We start from the raw sequence: 18,382 nt of genomic DNA, 5'->3' as shown, positions 1-18,382 counted from the left end.
CCCGAGGGTGACGATGTGGGGAGGCAAGATGTCGGCAAGCCATTGAGATCAGATCATTCGTTTCGAGTCAGACTCCTAGATGTCCTGCGGGTACTCCAGGGCCTTGAAGCTGATGCCTTCGGCCTGGGGCGCCCGACCGATCTTACGGATGTCGGCCCAGACGTTCTTGTAGTTGGGGATGATCAGCTCGTTGGTGCCCTCGCCGATCACGTTGCCGACCTGGCCGAGGGGCGAGCAGAACAGCATGAAGCACTCCCCGCGGCGCGCCGTGGCAATGGGATAGACCATTGCCTGGGTCGAGCCGACGTCGTTGGTGATCTCGACAAGATCGCCGGCGGCAAGGCCGAGCTCGGCCATGTCCTGCGGGTTCATTTCGATGGGCGGCGCCGGAAAGCGCTCCTTCACGAAGGGCGTGCGAACGTCGTAGAAGGCGTTCTGCCAGATCATGTTCTTGCGCCCGTTGTTGATCAGGAAGCGATAGCGATCGCGTTGCGCCTCCCGCCCGGCGGCCTGGATCCCGCGCCATTGCGACGCCTGGAACAGGGCCCGGCCGTCACCGGCGCCGAACTTGCCGTCGGTATAGAGCCGCTGGGTGCCCACCAGCTTGCCGTTCTCGTAACCGACGCAGGGCTCTTGCACGCCGTTGGTGCCCATGGCCCGCAGGCGGTCGTAGGTGACGAACTCCCCGCCCCCGGCGTGCTTGTGGTAGCCGTCCATGAATGCGTCTTCTTCGGTCTGCCAGTCGTAGCCCTTGAACTGATCGGCATAGGCGGCGTTGCCGGCGGCGCGGAAGGACCTCTCCATGTGGTTCGCCAGACGCGCTGCGATCAGGCAGTCCGGGAGGGCCTCGCCCGGCGGGTCCATGTACTTCTCGGTGAGGCGCAGGCGCCGCTCGCCGTTCATGGAGGTGAGGTTCATCTCGCCGGCAGTGGCCGCCGGCAGCACCACGTGGCAGGCCTCGCCGATGGGCGTCGGCAGGATGTCCACGTCGACGGCGAAGAGGCCGCCGCGCCGGATGGCGTTGATGATGGAGTCGAGCTGGGCTTCCCGGTCGCCGTAGGGAATCGCCTCCATCGCCTCCTTGACGATGTTGGTGCGCCGCCGGTAGACGCGGCGGAACTCCTCGGCGTTCAAGGTCGACTTGAAGTGGTCGGTGGCCCAGATGTGGTGAATGCCGCCCTCGCCGTTGATGAGAAGCTGGTCGACATAGGCCGCGGGCCGGCCGACGTGGCCCTCGTTGGGACGCACGTAGCCTTCCTGGTGGCCGCCGAGGCGCACGCAGCCTGTCCCTTCCCGGCCCACGTTGTGGGTGGCAAAGCAGAGATTGGCCATGGCGGCATTGGTACGGTAGTTGTCGTTGCCCCAGATCAGACCCTTCTCGTAGCAAAGCATGCTGCGGCGGCGCTTGCCGCCGGCCTTGGGCTTGGCGATCCACTCGGCCGCCTTGCGGATGTCCGCCGCCGACAGCCCGGTGATCTGCGCCGCATCGGACACCGAGATCCGGTTGGCGGCCAGCGCCGTCTCGAAGCCGCTGGTGTTTTGGGCGATGAAGTCCTCGGCATGCCAACCCTTGTCGACCACCTCGGTCAGCAGGGCGTTCAACAGCACCAGGTCCGTGCCCGGATTGACGGCGAGGTGCAGGAAGTTCTCCTTGCCCGCCTCGATTTCGCAGACGTTGGCGGTCACCGTGCGCCGCGGGTCGACGATGATCACCTTGCAGGGCGCGTGCTCCTCGCCCGGCAGCATCTGCTCCTTCTTGGCCTGGGAGGTGCCGCGCATGTTGGGCACCCAGTGGGCCAGGAAGTAGTTGGTCTGGTTCTCCAGGGAGTTGGCGCCAAGGCAGAAGATGGTGTCCGCCAGCTCCGCGTCCTCGTAGGAGTTGTTCAACTCGCCCATGCCCATGTCGCGGGTCGCGTGGACCTCGGAGTTGTAGGCCGGGCGGTTATGGATGCGGATGTTCTTCACCTTCATGCTCTCGAAGTAGAGCTTTCCGGTGCCCCAGGTGTTCTCATAGCCGCCGGCCGCGCCGCCGTGGTCGAAGGCCGAGACGATGACGCCGTCCTCGCCCCATTCCTCGATCACCCGCCGGGTCACGTCGGCGACCAGCGAAAGGGCGTCGTCCCAGGATGTCGGCATGTGCTGGGAATAGCGCCAGACCAGCGGATGGGTCAGGCGGTCGGTCATGGTGCCCATCTGCTCGGAGTAGCGGGTTTCGCCGAGGCGCCCGCCGCGCACCGAGTTGAGGCCGGCGTTCACCACGCAGTCCTTGTCCGGCTTGATCACCAGATGCACCGGGCGGCCGTCCTGTTCGACGATGTTGTACATGGAGGGCTGGTACCAGGCCCCGGACTCCGGGTCCTGCTGCTGCGAGAGGTCGACACCGAAGGCGTTGTCGCCGGCGCCCGTGCCGCCCTGTGTGTTGAGGTCCCAGCTATAGGCCTTGTAGCCGCAGCCGACGATGCAGAAGTCGCAGGTCACGTTCTGGACCTTGGCGTCCTTCGGCGGGATCGGGAGCTGGTCGACACCGCGTTTGTAGGTCATGGCTTCCTCCCTATCCCTGCAGCACGTTGCTGGTGCGCCCGTAGATCAGCTCGTCGACGCCCTCGGCGAAGATGTCGCCGTTGGCGTCCACGCGCAGATCGAACTTCGGCAGGCTCTGGTTGGCCATGCCGAAGATCTGCTGGCCCTCCATCTCGGCATCGAAGCGCGAGTAGTGGCCGGGGCAGTTCAGGGTCTTGTCGGCGCCGTGATAGACGAGCTGGTAGCCCTTGTGCGGACAGAGCACCGAATAGGCGACGATGTCGCCGTCCGGACCCGCGCCGCCGGGCACCCGCTGGCCCAGCTTGATGAGCACACCCGGCGAGTCGGCATCCGGATAGCTGATGTCGAACGGCTCATTCGTCGTCAACTCGCTGACGTTGGCCAAGCGGTTCGAGGGATAGTCCACCCTGGCCCGGGCCGCTGCCGGCGCCGAGGGCGCAACGCTCGCAGCCGCAGCACCGGCCGCGGCCACGGCCCCTCCCCGCAAGAACTGGCGCCGACCGACGTCGACGAGGCGATCGCACTTGGGCATTGATTCCCTCCCCTGGACTCTGTTTGTGCCCAGTAGGGAGCAAACTGCATGCCAAAGGTTCTGCGGGAGAAATGCGCAGGAAATCAGCCTGTCGAAGGACAGCACCGCGCGCAACCGTTCCGAAATCCTGACTCGCGGCCGAACCTACGTTCGGAAATCCGAACGCCGTCAGGAGGAAGCTGCTTCCTTCGCGTTGACCTGCAGGCGCCGCATCTTCTCCCAAAGCGTCGTCCGGGAGACGCCCAGTGCGTCCGCTGCCTTCGCCACCTGGCCGTCGGTCGCCTGGAGCGCCCGGAGGATCTGCCGGCGCTCCGCCGCGTCGCGCACCTCCGACAGGGTCGCGATGTCGCCCGCTTGTCCGTCTTCGGGCCGGCCCACCTCCGGGAAGAGGTCGCCGGGCATCAGCCAGGCCCCGCGGGCCAGGGCGACCGCGCGCTCCACCCGGTTGCGCAGCTCGCGCACGTTACCGGGCCAGTCGTGGGCCAGGGCCGCCTCCTCGGCCAGGGCGCTGACCCCGCTCACATCGCGGACCATCAGCGCGGCGAACTCGGCCGCGAAACGGTGCAGCAGGGGCGCGACGTCTTGCCGGCGTTCGCGCAGCGGCGGCACCTCGACCGGGATCACGTTGATGCGGAAGTGCAGATCCTCACGGAAGCTGCCCTGGCGAACAGCCTCATTCAGGTTGCGATTGGTGGCGCAGATCAGGCGGGCGTCGAAGGGCACCGGCCGTTCCCCGCCGATGCGGTGGAAAGCGCGGTCCTCCAGCAACCGCAGCAGCTTGGCCTGCAGGGGCAGCGGCATGTCGGCCACCTCGTCGAGGAAGAGAACGCCGCCCTTCGCCCGCTCGGCATAGCCGAGGTGGCGCGCATGGGCCCCGGTGAAGGCCCCCTTCTCATGGCCGAAGAGTTCGCTCTCCAGAAGACTGTCGGGGATTGCCGCGCAGTTGACCGCCACGAAAGGTTCAGTCCCCGCCGGGGAAATCTGATGCACGAAGCGGGCGCAGACCTCCTTACCGCTGCCGGTCTCGCCGGTGATCAGCAAGGCGCTTTCAAGCCCGGCCACCCGGCGCAAGAGGTGCTCGACCGCGCGCATCGCCTTGCTGCCGCCCAGACTATGGTCTTCGACTCCAAGCGGGTCCTTGCGGCTCAGCAGAGCCTTCACGCGATCCAGGAAGTCGTCCATGGCAAAGGGCTTGGTGAGATAGTCGCCGGCCCCGGCGCGCATCAGACCGACTGCCTGGTCGATCTCGCCGTAGGCGGTGATGAAGAGGAAGGGTGGCGCATTCACGCCCCGCACGGCTTCCTCGAAGAGCGCGCCGCCCGCCATGTCCGGCAGGCGGATGTCGCAAACGACGAGGTCCGGATCGAAGCGCCGCAGGCCGCTCATCGCCTCGCGGCCCGTGGTCCACCAGTCCACGGCGCAGCCCTCCAGGGTGAGGCGCTGCAGCAGCGATTCCCCCATCACGGGATCGTCTTCGACGAGACCGATTTTGCAGCCCTCAGGCAACATCGCGCAGTACCCCTTTCGCGGCCAGCGGAATCCTGATCTCGATACGCGTGCCGCCGCGCTCTCGCGGAGAGGCCCGCACCTGACCATCGAGGCCGAACACCAAATGGCTGACCATCCAGGCCCCGAGCCCCCGCCCTTCCGCGGGCGGTGCGCCGTCCCGGCCGTCACTCTGCAGGATCGCGGCCACGTCTTCAGGCAGACCCGGGCCCCGGTCGGCGACGACAATGACCAGGGCGTCCTCGGCGACCTCCGCGCAGAATTCGACCGGACCGTTGTTTGGCGAGGCCGCGCAGGCATTCAGCAGGAGGTTCAGAGCCGCCTGGCGGATCGGACCGGCGGGAAGCTCGAGGTCGGGAGGCAGTGCATTGTACCAGCCGAGCGTGAGGCCCCGGCGGGCGGTCTCCTGACGGACCAGAACGCGCAGATCGTCGAGATCGGAGGGGCGCAGGGCGCGGTCCGCCGCACCGCTCTTGTAGGTAACGAGCGTCGCCCGCACGACATCGCGGATGCCGATCAGCCCGCGTTTGAGGAGGCCCAGGGAAGAGCGGCGCACCGCCGGATCGTCGTCGTGGCGTTCGATGGTGTCGATGGCCGTGAACATGCCGCCCAGCGGATTGTTGATCTCGTGCGCCATGCCGGAGGCGAGGCGTCCGAGGCTGGCCAGCTTCTCCTCTTCCGCCAGACGCGCCGCCAGTGCTTCCTTCTGGTCGAGGGCCCGCACCAGGGCGTTGTAGCGCCTGAACAGGCGCCCGAATTCGCCGTGGCGCGCGCCGAACTTGGACTGCGGGATGGCCTCTATGCGACCGTCCCGGCCGCGGTGGAGATGCTCGGCCAGGGTATCGATGGGGCGGATCATGCGGCGCACCACCAGATAGCCGCAGCCGGCGAAGAGCAGGGTCAGCGCCGCGTTGGTCAGCACCAGTGCCAGCAGCACCTCCCGGCGCTCGGCCAACTGGCTCTGAATGTCGATTTCCGCATAGATCCAGCCGAGGGGGCGGTCCTGGTAAGAGAGCGCGCGGCGGATGAAGGCGCGCCCCGCGGTTTCGTCCTGCACCAGCGCGACACCGTCCTGAAAGCGCCCGGCGAGCGCCGCGGGAACGGCCTGCTGTGTCGGATAGAGCCGCGGGTCCGATGCGGCGAGGACGCGGTGCTGCACCGAGGCGACCAGCGTGTGGACCGCGCGTACCCCGACATAGCCGTGGCGGGTGCGGTCGAGCTGATCGAAGATCTCCCAGATGTCCTCCCGCAGCACATGGGGAACCACCGAGGCGGAGAGGCCGTCGAGATAGGCGCCGGTCAGTTCCTCCAGGTGGCGCTGTTGGGTTTCCGCGAGTCGCTGCAGCACCTGATTGGACAGGACGGCACTGACCGCGACCATCAGCGCCACCACCATGAGGGGCACCTTGACGGTGATCGGCCAGGCCCGGAGACGACGAAGCAGACGGCTCATCCCAGGCTCCGAACCAGATCGTATTTCTGGGCGATGCCGTCGAAAAGCGCCGGCGCGCCGGGCGCGAAACCGTCCAGGCGCAGCATGTCCAGGGCGGCACGGCCCAGCGGGTCGTCGCCCATGGTGGTCAGAGCCGCGCTGATGGCCGCCGCGACCGGGGTTTCCGCCAGGCCCTTGGCGCAGGCGACCGGCGGGAAGCCGAGCCACTCCGACTTGCGCAGCACCCGGGTCCTGCCGGTGAGCGCCGGCTCGATTTCAGACATCACCTCCCAGACATAGCCGTCGACGCTGCCGCTTTCCGCCAGGCCAGAGGCGACGGCCCGGACCACGTTGCGGTGGGAGTAGGTGAAAAAGCTCTTGCGGAAGAAGGCCACCGACTCCTCGCCCTCTTCGGCGAGCGCCGCCTGGGTTACCAGGTAGCCGGAATTGCTGTCCGGGTCCGAATAGGCATGGATGTCGCCGCGCAGGTCGAGAATGTCCGCAGCCGTGCGGCCCTGGTCGACGATCAGGTAGGACTGGTAGAGCGGCTTTCCCCGCCACACCGGCACGGCCAAAAGCGACAACCGCGCTCGATACTGGATGAAGGGGTAGCCGCAGATCCAGGCCGCGTCGAGCTGGCCGGAGAGCAGCAGGGCTGTGATCTCCTGATAGGTGCGCCGCATGACCAGGCTCACCGGCCGTTCGAGGGCGGTGGAGAGGTAGTCGCGAAGCTGCGCCAGGAGTTCGAGATCGGAACTGAGAAAGACCGGCGTCAGGCCGAAACGGACCTCGTCCGCCTCCGCCCACGCGCGCCCTGGCAACAGCGTCAGAGAGCCGGCGCCGGCCAGACCCGACAGAAAACGCCGGCGATCATATGAGCGGACAGCACTCCTATGCGATGGCGCTGCACCAGCGGCCACCAGCCTCGGCATCGTTCCCTCCCGATAACGCTCCCTCTATGGGGCGCTTTCTCTTATTTGCAGGAGAGCTTACACCTTTCGGCCTCTCGCCGCCATGCGGCGATTGACGGCCCGTCCGCCGGTGGGTCCGAAAGGCCCAGGCTCAGAAGAGATCGAAGTTGCCGTCCAGGACGAAATCCAGGCGCCCCGACCGCCAGTCCTTCACCGTATCGCGCACCAGCGGCGACGGCGCCGTGCGATAGCGGCGGACGATGGCGGAGTTGTCGGAATTGGCCTCGGCGATCGCCGCCTCCGCCTCGCGCGCGAGCTGCTTTTTGTCCGCCGGCGGTTCGCCGTCTCCCTGCGCGGTCACCAGGACGTGCACCGTATCCCGGTCGAACTGCTTCGGCTTGCCGCTGGGACGTTCCTGAACATGGAGCCCGGATTCCGGGACCAGAAGGCCAAAGGCCCCATAGCCCGACACGGCATAGAGCCGCCGATAGCTGCTCTCCGGGTCAGGCTGCGCGCCGTTCAGCCGCGTGACCCTCATGCGCCGCTTCTCCCCCCAGGACTCGTACATGCCCGAAACCCTCTCGGCGAAGGCGCGAACCTCATCAGCATCCTGCGTCCCATCGAGCCTCGCCTCGACAAGCAGGAAGGCATCGTAGGGCCGGCCCTCCAGAACATCGCCGCAGGCCGCCTGCAGCAGATGCAGGTTCTCGGCAAGGACGGCGATCAGGTTTGCCGGGATGTTCCCTGCCTTGCCTCCGGCGCCGCTCTCCAGGCGGCGCAGCAGCGACCCGGCGCGATCGAGCCCCGATGTGATGCGGTCGATGTATTCGGTGAGGCTCAGGGTTCCGAAGCGCTGCGGAGACGACCAGAAGTCCGGCGCGTTCATTTCATCGAGCGCCAGTTGCTTCAGCTCACGCCATTGGGCGTTCTCGACGGTCTCCAGCAAGGCTTCGTAGTGCCGCTTCAGAGCTGCCAGCTCCTCCCGGGTACCCTGGGGCTGCGCAAGGATGCTGCGCGGCGTCCTTTCGCCCTCGACGTCGGTCTGTGCAGCGGCTTCGGCGTCCTTGGCATCGACCGGCGCTTCCGCGTTGGGGTCGACGAACTCCGTGGTCAGGCGGTCCTCGCTGGCCGAGATGAACAGGAACTGATCGCTGTCGGGCACCTGGCGGCGCACGATGGTCAGGGCCAGCGGCGAGAGCAGGTAGCGTTCAATGGCCCGGCGCAGCGGCCTTGCCCCGAGATCCGGTGTGAACCCCTTGTCCAGCAGGAACTCGATCGCGCTCTCGTCCCACTCCACCGCCCAGGTGCGGTTCTTCAGGCCGCGCCGCTGAAAGGCGTCCAAGAGCTCCTTCTGCAGGATCTCCCGCATCAGGCTGCGCGTAAGCGGGCGAAAGACGACCACGCGGTCCAGGCGGTTGATGAACTCCTTGCGGAAGACCTTGTCCACCGAGCGCCGGACCTCCCGCGGATCGAAGGCCTGGTTCTTGTTGCCGAAGCCGATGGCGACGCCGGTGGGGATGGTGGCCCCGAGGTTCGATGTCAGGACGATGATGGTGTGGCGGAAGTCGACGGTCTGGCCGCGCCGGTCGGTGATCCGGGCATCGTCGAAGACCTGAAGAAAGAGATCCCAGGCCTTGGGATGGGCTTTCTCGAACTCGTCCAGCAGGACGACGGAAAAAGGCTGACGGCGAATCTGATCGGCCAGGGAATCGCCCTCTCCGGCTTCGGGCTGGCCCAGGAGCCGGTCGGTGCTCTCCGGAGTCTGCAGCTCGCTCATGTCGAGCCGGATCAGCCGCTGTGGATCGCCGAACAGCCACTCGGCCAGAGCCTTGGCAAGTTCGGTCTTGCCGGTTCCGGTCGGCCCGGCAAAGAGGAACACGCCGACCGGCCGGGTCAGGTCGTTGACCCCCGCCTTCAGCATGGCGACCCGCTCGACCAAGCAGTCGACGGCTTCCGCCTGCCCGATGACCCGCTGAGACAAACGGGTTCTCAGGGCATCCAAGTCCAGATCTCGGCGCTGGTCGAGCACCTCGAGCGGCAGGCCCGACTGGGCCGCGAGAGTCACGATGAGATCGTCCAGGCCGATCTCGGGTCGGGTCCCGCTGGCCAGCGTATCCAGCCGCCGGTGGGTCGACTCGAGGAGTCCCAGTAGGTTGCCGGGGGCGGCGCGGTCGCTGAGGTACTGCTGGCAGAGGTCCCAGGCCTGGTGGAGGAAGGTGCTGTCCCTCTTGGCCGTCGAGACCGCCTGCCACTGGCCCGCGAGGGCCAATGTCTCCTCCTTCGGCAAGGGCTCCAGACGCAGCGCCGAAAGCGCCGTCACGGTTCTGGGCTGCTGCAGGAGCAGCCGCTCGAAGGCGCGAGGATCGATCTCGCCGACCACCCGGATGAGCCCCTGTTCGACCATGGGAAGCAAGGCGTCCAGCGCCCCCACGGGGCTGTAGCGGTGGCGCCCCGCAAAGGCCAGGCTGTGGAAGTCCGGGATCATCCAGACGACCCGGCGGCCACTGCCGAGCTGCGCCAGGATCGCTTTGAGCTGTTCCTCGAACTCGCCGATGTAGCTCTGGCCGGCAACCAGATCGTTGTGGCCGGCCACGAAGACCCGCCAGCCGTCCTCGTAGAGGCGTTTGGCGAGGCGGCTCAGCAGCGCGGTCTTGCCGACGCCGCGCTCGCCGACCACGAGGAAGGACTGGGGATGCTTGGCAGTGAGCGCGCTTTCAAGCTGGCCGACCGCAGCGGCCAGCGGGGCATGCTCGATGATGGCCTCGGCGAGCTGCGAATCGCGCTCGGACCAGAGACGCCCGGCAGACCGCAGCAGATCGTCATCGACCCGCCTGGAGTCCCAGTCTTCCAGCGCCTCGATCAAGGGGCCCCCGACCTCCGCGTCGAGAGCGCTCAAGAACCTCTTCAGCTCCTTGATCGCGTCGTCGTTGGGCGCGCCGCCTTCGGCGCTGAACGCCGCGCGCTCGCCGTCGGCCAGACGCCGTTTGATGAACTGGATGAGGAATCCCCTGGAGAGGCGGTAGTTCAGATAGTCGGTTGTCCGGAACAGCACCGGGCCGATGACCGCCTGCCCGGGATCGCATTTCGCCTCCAGGAAGCGCAGCGCAAAGTACTGCGGCCAGGGCGCGATGGTGCCGACACAGGCCAGTACTTCCGAAATGGCCTCGCCGCCGTCCTCACGCTGCCGCAGAGCCTCCAGGGCAAAGCAGGAAATGATGGCGTTGTCGCCGGTGGCGAAGCTGATCAGGTCGTCGACGGAGAACTCCGGCCCGGAGAGCAGCCGTACCGCCTCTTTGAAGTCTTCGCTGCCTTCGGCCAGGTTGTCGGGATGCGAGGTCGCGCTGTAGAAGTCCGAGAGACGCCCGGCGATCGCATAGATGCCGGCGGCGGTGCCGCTGAGGGCAGTGCCGTCGCTGCCCTCCTTATTGTCCTGGGTCTTGGATTCCGCCTTGTCGATGTAGAGACCGAACGCCACCACCGCAAAGATGACGGCCAGGCAAATCACGACCCCAAGTATGATGTTTTCCAAAGTCGTCCTCCCTGCCGGTCGACGCCCAGGAGGTCACACCGAACGCCCGCCGAGGTCAACCCCAAGGCGAGTCCAGAGCGGGTTTCGCGGATCCGAGCGCAGGCTTGCCCGGCCGGCGCGCCCTCAGAGGAAGCGTGCCGCCTCTTCCAGGTCTTCCGGGCGGTTGGTGTTGAAGAAGGGATCGAGGGGGCCGGCGGGGGTTTCCAGGTCCGGGAAATCCACTTCCACCAGCCTGTGGCGGGCGGTCCAGCGGTCGACCTTGCGCATCTCCTCTTCAAGCATGGCCCGGCGCAGGTCCCCGCGGAGGTCTAGGCGCCAGAGGCCGAAGACCGGGTGGGTCCGGCCGTGGGTGACGGCGCAGGCGAGGTCCGCATCCTCCGCTGCCACCATCGTCATCATGCGGGCTACCAGGTCTTCCGGCAGGAAGGGCGCATCGCAGGCGAAGCTGGCGAGCCACTGGGCGGCCGGCGCGTTCTCTGCCGCCCAGTCCAGCCCGGTGAGGATGCCCGCCAGCGGCCCGGCGTAGCCCTCCACCACATCGGCAGCCACCGGCAGGCCAAACCCGTCAAAGCGCGTGGGATCGCCGTTGGCGTTCAGCACCAGGGCGCCCACCTGGGGCGCCGCCCGCTCGACGATGCGCGCCAGGATCGGACGGCCGCCCAGATCGCGCAGGCACTTGTCGCCGCCGCCCATGCGCCGCGACAGCCCGCCGGCCAGCAGCACTCCGGCCACTTCGTCCTTCTCAAATCCCATGGGATACGTTCAGGCCCTCATGCCGCGTCGTCCGCGCGGCCGGACTTGCGCTGGTGGCGCGGGTCTTCGTCTTCCAGGCTCGCCGGGTCGTGATCGAAGACCAGACGCTCCTCCCCCGCCAGGGCGACGAAGCGCTTGCCCTTGGCGCGGCCCACCAGGGTGAGCCCCGCCTGGCGTGCCAGGTCCACCCCCCAGGCGGTGAAGCCGGAGCGGGAAACCAGGATCGGAATCCCCATCTGCACCGTCTTGATCACCATCTCCGAGGTCAGGCGCCCGGTGGTGTAGAACAGCTTGTCCTCCGGGGCGATGCCGTGGCGCAGCATGTAGCCGGCGATCTTGTCGACGGCGTTGTGGCGGCCGACGTCTTCCATATAGACCAGCGGCCGGTCGCCCTGGCAGAGCACGCAGCCGTGGATCGCACCGGCCTCCAGATAGAGGCTGGGCACGGCATTGATCTTTTTCGACAGCGCCACCAGCCAGGAGGTCTTCAGCACCGCGTCCTTGGGCAGGGCGACGGTTTCGAACTTCTCCATCAGGTCGCCGAAGACGGTGCCCTGGGCGCAGCCGGAGGTGCGCACCTTTTTCTTCAGTTTCTCTTCGTAGTCCGTCTCGCGGGCGGTGCGCACCACCACCACGTCCAGTTCCTCGTCGACGTCGATGCCCTCGATCACGTCGTCGGGCTGCAGCATGTTCTGATTGAGCAGGTAGCCGAGGGCCAGATAGTCGGGATAATCGCCGATGGTCATCATGGTGACGATCTCCTGCCCGTTGAGGAACAGGGTAAGCGGCCGCTCCACCACCACCGCCGTCTCCACCGCCGTGCCGTCCTGATCGACGCCGGCGATGCGCTCGGTGAGCCGTGGGTCGGCCGGATCGGGGCGCAGGTCGAAGTCTTCCAGCAGGGCCGGATCGCTGGCCTTGGCGCGGCCCTTGCGCAGGGTCTTCACGGCCCCCTTGCTTCCATCCTCTGCGGCCTTGCCGGCCATCGGCAATCCTCCGTCTCAGCTCTGAAATGACTATGGGGCGGACGCCCGCCGTCCGCAAGTCAACAACCGAGAAATTGGTTGAAGAGAGTCGATTTCTATCCACAAAACCATACTCTTATGATGGCTTCTTCATACAGATAGCGGGCCGTCATGGATCTGTCAGAGAGCATTCCTTGGTGACGGGCGGCAGCGCGGCTATAAGGGCGCCATGATCCGGATTCCACCCCGCTTCGCCGCGTCCGCCTTCGCGCTTGCCGCCCTGACGGCCGGTGCGTCCGCCGCTCTCGCCCAGGAGCCGTCTGAGGCCCCTCCGAGAGAGCCGGAGGTCTTGCGCTTCGACCTGGCGACCGGCGCCCTGGCGCCGATGGCCGAACGGCTGCCGGCGGAGCCGCGACGCGATCTTCCCGAACGCGAGGATTGGAAAGAAGGCCGCTACGGCGGCAGCCTGCGCCTGCTCTCCCGCGCCGGCCGCGATGCCCGCGACCTGGTGCTGCTGGGCTATGCCCGCCTGGTCGTGTGGAACGATGACTTCGAGCTGGTGCCGGACATCCTCCGCTCGGTGGACGTGGTCGACGGACGCATCTTCACCCTGACGCTGCGCGCCGGCCACCGCTGGTCCGACGGCATGCCTTTCACCACGGCCGATTTCCGCTTCTGGTGGGCGGAGGTTGCCAACAACCGGGAGCTTTCGCCGCGCGGCCTGCCGCCGGCGCTGTTGGCGGGCGGCGAGCCGCCGGTCTTCGAGGTGCTGGACGAGACCACGGTGCGCTTCTCCTGGGGGGAGCCCAACCCCCTCTTCCTTCCTGCCCTCGCCGCCGCCTCGCCGCTGTTCATCTACCGCCCGGCCCACTACCTGAAGCAATTCCATGCCTCCTATGCCGATGTCGCGGCGCTCACCGCCCAGGCCGAGGCCATCGGCCTGCAGTCCTGGGCCGAGCTGTTCAAGCGCCGCGACCGGCCCTTTCGCTTCGACAATCCGGAGCGGCCGACCCTCCAGCCCTGGGTAAACAATGTCGCGCCGCCGGCGGAGCGCTTTGTCGCCAGGCGCAATCCCTACTTCCACCGCGTCGATGCGGCGGGCCGGCAGCTGCCCTACATCGACGAGGTCGTCCTGACCCCCACACAGCCGCGCCTGGTACCTGTCAGGGCCGCGGCCGGGGACAGCGACCTGCAGGCCCGCGGCCTCTCCTTTGCGGATGCGCCGGCCCTGAAGGAGGCCGAGGGCCGGGGGCAGATCAAGCTGCGGCTCTGGCCAATCGGGCGGGGTGCCCAGCTCGCCCTCTATCCCAACATGAACGCCGTCTCCCCGGGCTGGCGCCAGGTGATGCGCGACGTCCGCTTCCGCCGCGCCCTCTCCCTGGCGATCGACCGCGAGGAGTTGAACCAGGTGCTCTACAAGGGCACGGCCCTCCCCGGCGCCAACAGCCTGCTGCCCGGATCCCCCCTCTACCGCGAGAGCGACCGCGAGGCCTGGGCGGCCTACGACCCGGACCAGGCCAACGCCCTCCTGGACGAGCTTGGCATGCGTGCGCGCGCCGGCGACGACATCCGCTTTCTGCCCGACCGGCGGCGCGCCGAACTGGTGATCGAGACCGCCGATACCGACCCGGCGGAGATCGACGCCCTGGAGGTGATCACCGAGCAGTGGCGCAAGATCGGCATCAAGGTGCTGGTGCGCAGCCAGGGCCGGCAGGCGGCCCGCCAGCGCGTCCGCAGCGGTGCCACCGTCATGAGCCTCTTCTACGGCCTGACCAACGGCCTGGCGAAGGCAGCCATGAGCCCGGCGGAGCTGGCGCCCACCAGTAACCGCCAGAACAACTGGCCGCTCTGGGGCCTGCACCACCAGAGCAACGGTGCGGCCGGCGAGCCCCCCGCCCTGCCGGAAGTCCAGGAGCTTCTGGGGCTCTACGAGGCCTGGGCCAGCGGCCCTGACGCGGCGGCGCGCGAGAAGATCTGGCAGCGCATGCTGCAGATCCATGCCGATCAGGTTTTCACCATCGGTCTGCTGGGCGCAGTGCGCCAGCCGGTGGTCGTGAACGCCCGGCTGCGCAATCTGCCGGAGGAGGCCGTCTACCTCTACGACCCCGGCGCCTACTTCGGCCGCTACCGGATGGACACGCTCTGGTTCGCACCGGAGTAGCGGCCGAGAGAGACGCGCAGACCTTTCCTGTCTCTCCCTCAGGCCCAGCCGCCGGCGATGGGGACGACGTGGCCTGTCATGAAGCCGCACTTGCCGGAGGCGAAAAAGGCAATCGTCTCGGCGACCTCTTCGGGTTTGCCGAGACGCTTCGCCGGGATGTTGGCGAGCATCTTCGCCATGGCCTTTTCGTTGGCCAGCAGCTCCGGCGGAAAGTAGGTCGGGTTCTCGATGTAATTGGGGGCGATGGCGTTGATCTGGATGTTGAAGGGCGCCAGTTCTAGCGACAGCGATTTCACCAGCGCGTTGCCGGCACCGCGCGCCGTGGCGTACATCGAATAGTTGGCGAGCCCGCGCAGGGGTGCCGCCGAGGTGACCATGATGATCCGCCCGGCGCCCCGCGCCTTCATCCGCGGGACCGCCCGGCCGATCAGCCGGTAGGGCCACTCGACGAGCGCTTCCAGGGCCCTGCGCATCTCCCCGGGCTCCGCCTCGTCGACAGGCGCCCGCACCGCGGGATAGGCATCGTTGCAGATCAGCGTGTCGATGCGGCCATGGACGGCAATGACCTCCTCGACGAGAGCCTCCGGCTCGCTGGAGTCGGGGACGATGACGCCGGGGCCGGCCTCCCCTTCGTGGCAGACCACCGTGGCGCCGTAGCCGGCGAGCAGTCCGGCGGTCGCGGGGCCGACGAAGTGTTTGGCGTGGGTAACGACGACGACTTGACCGTCCAGCATGCGCGTTCCCCCTTGTGCGACATCTCTCCGACAGCGCGCAGTTTCGCCCGCCGACGCAAAGGTTGCCAATTCTGCATTGCAGAGAGACTTGGCGCTCCCCAACACCATTGCCTCATCGACTCTAGCAAGTTGCCAGCACCCTTAGCGAACCCGCCCCGCTAGCGTGCACAAGCCAGCTTGACGTTGTATGCTGCAAATCCATGGCAACCATATCTTCACCAACGACTTCTTGGGCGCTTTGCACCGGTCTGTGGTCGCCAATACTAGGCTGCGCAGCCTGGCTGAGGAAACCGACAGCCTCTACGATCCCAGCGATTGCTTCGGCCGCTACGACACAAAACTCTGTGGCTCGAACTGAAGTAGCACAGATATCGCACAGTCAGAGACTCGAGGGAGAGATCCCTTCGAATCCAGGCTCAGGGACAATATGATGGACGACTGATCCGAAACCACCAATGGATCGAGATCTCACGACGACCGGGGTGGTGATACGGCTCTCCGCCCAACACCTCAAGAGGACCCTGAGCTACGGTCGGGCGGCATCCTTTTTCCCATGATCTTGGAGAGCACAGAGGCTAATGCTACGTATTGGGGTATGGACCGGTGAGTCATTGGATGCACGTACTAGGATATCCACATGCGCATAGACCGCCTGAAACTCCAGAATTTCAAGGGGTTTGCTGACTTCGACAAAAGGCTGAACCGTCGCTTCACGCTGATTGTCGGCGAAAATGGGACTGGCAAGTCAACTTTGCTGGATGCGCTTTCTGTTGCATTTGGCTCATTTCTGCTTGGCATACCTTCGGCACGATCTCGCACGATCCGTCGGAACGAAGTCCGCGAGATTGTGCGGGACTACAACGGATCTCTGGACTTTGTGCAGGCGTTCCCGGTGGTAGTCGAAGCTGAGGGCACCTTGGCCGGAAATCAAAGCATCGGAGTTGAGAGCTATCTGTGGCGCCGGGAACTACTTTCAGCCAAGGGGCGGACAACCTCTAAGGAGGCCGCATCGATTCGGTTTAGGGCCCAGGCGCTTTACAACGCTATGAAAGAAAAGCGAGACGTCACTTTGCCACTTCTGTCGTACTATGGCACTGGTCGACTGTGGGAGGAGCCGAGGCAGTTCTCGAAATCGACACGACCGTCACCTTTCGATGCTTACAGGAACAGCCATGAGGCTCGGGTTTCCTCTGCAGACCTGCTAGCCTGGATCGAGCGGGAGCGTTTGCTAGAACTTGAAACAGAACAGCGCTCGAAACGTCTCCAGGCTTGGAAAAAAGCCGTAGAGTCTTGTTTCGATAAGGCAGTTTCCGTCACGTACTCGCCGTCGCGAAAGCGACTAGAGGTATCCTTTTCGGAGACGCAGCAGGTAGTGAGCTACGATAATCTTAGCCATGGGCAACGCAATATTCTGTCAATGGTGGGAGATATCGCATTTAAGGCAATCATTCTGAACCCACATCTAGACGCGGATGCGGTTCACAAGACTGCGGGCATTGTGCTAATCGACGAGATCGACCTCCACCTGCACCCTCGCTGGCAGCGGAAGATTATTCCTTCACTACTGCGCGCCTTCCCAAACCTTCAGTTTTTCGCCACCACTCATTCACCATTTGTAGTACAATCGCTGTTCGAGGGTAGCCTTCTTAACTTGGACAATATGGATTCAGATGACGAGGTCTATAACCTTGATCTTGTCGATATTATTGAGGAAATTCAAAATGTTGAAGTGCCTGAACGGAGTGATGTACATGTTCAGCAGGTCGAGAGTGCAACGCGCTTTCTGAAGCTTGCACGGGCAGCAAGCGACACAACTGATACCGCATCACGAGCAGCTTATGACAATGAGATGGACCGAATTCTGGACCGTGAAATTGAAGATCCAGGGTTGGCTGCAATTCTGAAGATCAAGCGGCACATTGCAACGGAAAGCTGAGCAGTGCGCCCAATCGTGAAAGACGATGGCGCCGGACGTGTCTATGAGGAATATCAGGACGCGCTAGATGACCTAGCTGATCAGATCGGCTTGTTCTGTAGCTATTGCGAGATGCCGATTAAAAATGCGCCGGAGGTCGAACATGTACAACCGAAGTCCCTTGAGCCAGATCTAGCTTTAGAATGGAGCAACTTCCTGCTGGGCTGCAAGAGCTGTAATTCGACCAAGGGGAACACACCAGTTAATCTGAAAGTGATCGCCTTTCCGGATACCGACAATACGTTCCGCGGACTTAGTTACAATCGGGATAGAATTGAAGTATCGAACAGCTTGGGCGAAGATCAGGCGGCGTTGATGGGGCGGATTGTCAGGTTGGTGAAACTACACCGTCACCCGCACGAGCTTCAGCCACGGGATCGCCCAACCCGCCGCGACAGGCGTTACAAATTCCGAGGTGAGGCCTGGATACTGGCGGAGGAAATGAAACAGACATATGTCGACAGCGGTCACGATTCTACAATCGGCAAACTCATCACCGATAAACTAGCACTGGAAAAAGGCTTCTTTTCGATTTGGATGACGGTCTTTTCGGACCATCCAGAGATGCTCAACGGATTCATCAAGTCGTTCCCAGGCACTGCACAAAACTGCTTTGACGCCGAAGGTGCTGCTCGGCCTCGACCAGGAGGCCGTATCTGACCTTGCTGGCATCGCCATTTTTTGAGCAGAAAACAAGCCAGCACATTTCGGCCTGAACCCAAACTTCCAACAATACATGCTCTACTTGCGTTTCTGACACCTTGCCTCATTTTGCTGGCCGTAGGTTACACCCTTCTCCCCTACACCCACAGTAGCAATCCCCGCAGCAAATTTAGGGTCGTCTTGGCCTGGGCCGCGCCGCTAGTATCCCCGCAAGTGGTCATACTGATCGGTCTGATAATCAGGCCAGCCGAACGGCACCCTGTTCGTGCCGCCGGACGGCTTCAAAAAGCGGCCACGGAACTGGATCAAGAGGGCGCCGAGGCACAGAGCCCCGGCACCACGTGAGGGAGAGAGGCCCCATGGAGATGGGCGGCAGGCGCGTGCTCGTCTGCAATTGCGAATCCACCATGCCGCTGGAGGAAAAGGCGCTGGGCAAGGCCTGTCAGGCCGCCGGCGCCGAGGGCGATCTCGCCCTCAATCACCAGCTCTGCCGGGCCCAGCTCGGCACGTTTCAGCAGGCCATCATCGGCGAGCGCCCGGTGCTCGTCGCCTGCACCCAGGAAGCCCCGTTGTTCCGCGAGGTCACCGAGGAGGACAATCCCCAGGCCGCGGTCAGCTTCACCAACATCCGGGAGACCGCCGGCTGGTCGGAGGAGGCCGGCGCCGCGACCCCGAAAATC

General features: G+C 65.3%; 13 protein-coding genes and 1 pseudogene. 5 read left to right on the top strand and 9 right to left on the bottom strand.

What is annotated here, in order from left to right:
* Positions 1-75: 75 nt before the first annotated feature.
* From Q0996_RS16020 to fdhD, 8 genes are all read right to left on the bottom strand, one after another.
* Positions 76-2,541, bottom strand: a complete 2,466-nt coding sequence (locus Q0996_RS16020) for an arsenate reductase (azurin) large subunit (RefSeq protein ID WP_299621862.1) — start codon at positions 2,539-2,541, stop codon at positions 76-78.
* Positions 2,542-2,551: 10 nt separating this feature from the next.
* On the bottom strand, positions 2,552-3,073 hold the full coding sequence (locus Q0996_RS16015) for an arsenate reductase (azurin) small subunit (RefSeq protein WP_299621859.1): 522 nt from the start codon (positions 3,071-3,073) through the stop codon (positions 2,552-2,554).
* A 168-nt stretch (positions 3,074-3,241) separates the two neighbouring features.
* Positions 3,242-4,582 (bottom strand): sigma-54 dependent transcriptional regulator, encoded by a 1,341-nt coding sequence (locus Q0996_RS16010; RefSeq protein WP_299621856.1) that lies wholly within the window; start codon positions 4,580-4,582, stop codon positions 3,242-3,244.
* Positions 4,572-6,032 (bottom strand): sensor histidine kinase, encoded by a 1,461-nt coding sequence (locus Q0996_RS16005; RefSeq protein WP_299621855.1) that lies wholly within the window; start codon positions 6,030-6,032, stop codon positions 4,572-4,574. Before Q0996_RS16005 ends, Q0996_RS16010 begins: the two co-directional genes overlap by 11 nt.
* The gene (locus tag Q0996_RS16000) at positions 6,029-6,832 is read right to left on the bottom strand and encodes a PhnD/SsuA/transferrin family substrate-binding protein (protein ID WP_322096729.1); all 804 of its coding nucleotides are present in this window, start codon (positions 6,830-6,832) and stop codon (positions 6,029-6,031) included. Before Q0996_RS16000 ends, Q0996_RS16005 begins: the two co-directional genes overlap by 4 nt.
* 241 nt (positions 6,833-7,073) lie before the next feature.
* On the bottom strand, positions 7,074-10,451 hold the full coding sequence (locus Q0996_RS15995) for an AAA family ATPase (protein WP_299621852.1): 3,378 nt from the start codon (positions 10,449-10,451) through the stop codon (positions 7,074-7,076).
* A 123-nt stretch (positions 10,452-10,574) separates the two neighbouring features.
* Positions 10,575-11,204 (bottom strand): molybdenum cofactor guanylyltransferase MobA, encoded by a 630-nt coding sequence (gene mobA, locus Q0996_RS15990; protein WP_299621851.1) that lies wholly within the window; start codon positions 11,202-11,204, stop codon positions 10,575-10,577.
* Between the two features lie 17 nt (positions 11,205-11,221).
* Positions 11,222-12,103 (bottom strand): formate dehydrogenase accessory sulfurtransferase FdhD, encoded by an 882-nt coding sequence (fdhD, locus tag Q0996_RS15985; RefSeq protein ID WP_322096731.1) that lies wholly within the window; start codon positions 12,101-12,103, stop codon positions 11,222-11,224.
* Between the two features lie 295 nt (positions 12,104-12,398).
* Here fdhD and Q0996_RS15980 point away from each other — a divergent pair, with 295 nt between their 5' ends.
* Entirely contained in the window at positions 12,399-14,330 is a 1,932-nt protein-coding gene (locus Q0996_RS15980; protein WP_299621846.1) for an ABC transporter substrate-binding protein, read from the top strand.
* A gap of 38 nt (positions 14,331-14,368) precedes the next feature.
* Here Q0996_RS15980 and Q0996_RS15975 read toward each other — a convergent pair whose 3' ends face one another.
* Positions 14,369-15,064 carry an SDR family oxidoreductase gene (locus Q0996_RS15975; protein WP_299621843.1) on the bottom strand — a complete coding sequence of 232 codons (696 nt, stop codon included), beginning with the start codon at positions 15,062-15,064 and terminating at the stop codon, positions 14,369-14,371.
* Positions 15,065-15,251: 187 nt separating this feature from the next.
* Here Q0996_RS15975 and Q0996_RS15970 point away from each other — a divergent pair, with 187 nt between their 5' ends.
* From Q0996_RS15970 to Q0996_RS15955, 4 genes and pseudogenes are all read left to right on the top strand, one after another.
* On the top strand, positions 15,252-15,422 hold the full coding sequence (locus tag Q0996_RS15970) for a hypothetical protein (RefSeq protein ID WP_299621840.1): 171 nt from the start codon (positions 15,252-15,254) through the stop codon (positions 15,420-15,422).
* A 279-nt stretch (positions 15,423-15,701) separates the two neighbouring features.
* Positions 15,702-17,000 carry an AAA family ATPase gene (locus Q0996_RS15965; protein ID WP_299621838.1) on the top strand — a complete coding sequence of 433 codons (1,299 nt, stop codon included), beginning with the start codon at positions 15,702-15,704 and terminating at the stop codon, positions 16,998-17,000.
* A gap of 15 nt (positions 17,001-17,015) precedes the next feature.
* Positions 17,016-17,699: an HNH endonuclease gene (locus Q0996_RS15960; protein ID WP_299621835.1), complete on the top strand. Its 684-nt coding sequence runs from the start codon at positions 17,016-17,018 to the stop codon at positions 17,697-17,699.
* Between the two features lie 368 nt (positions 17,700-18,067).
* Positions 18,068-18,382, top strand: a pseudogene (locus Q0996_RS15955) (4Fe-4S ferredoxin); the annotation flags it as partial.

The sequence above is a fragment of the Pelagibius sp. genome, from assembly GCF_028289705.1.
Taxonomy (GTDB): Bacteria; Pseudomonadota; Alphaproteobacteria; order Kiloniellales; family Kiloniellaceae; genus Pelagibius.
Note: the sequence above shows the minus strand (reverse complement) of the source record. Positions and strands in the feature narration are given on the sequence as shown.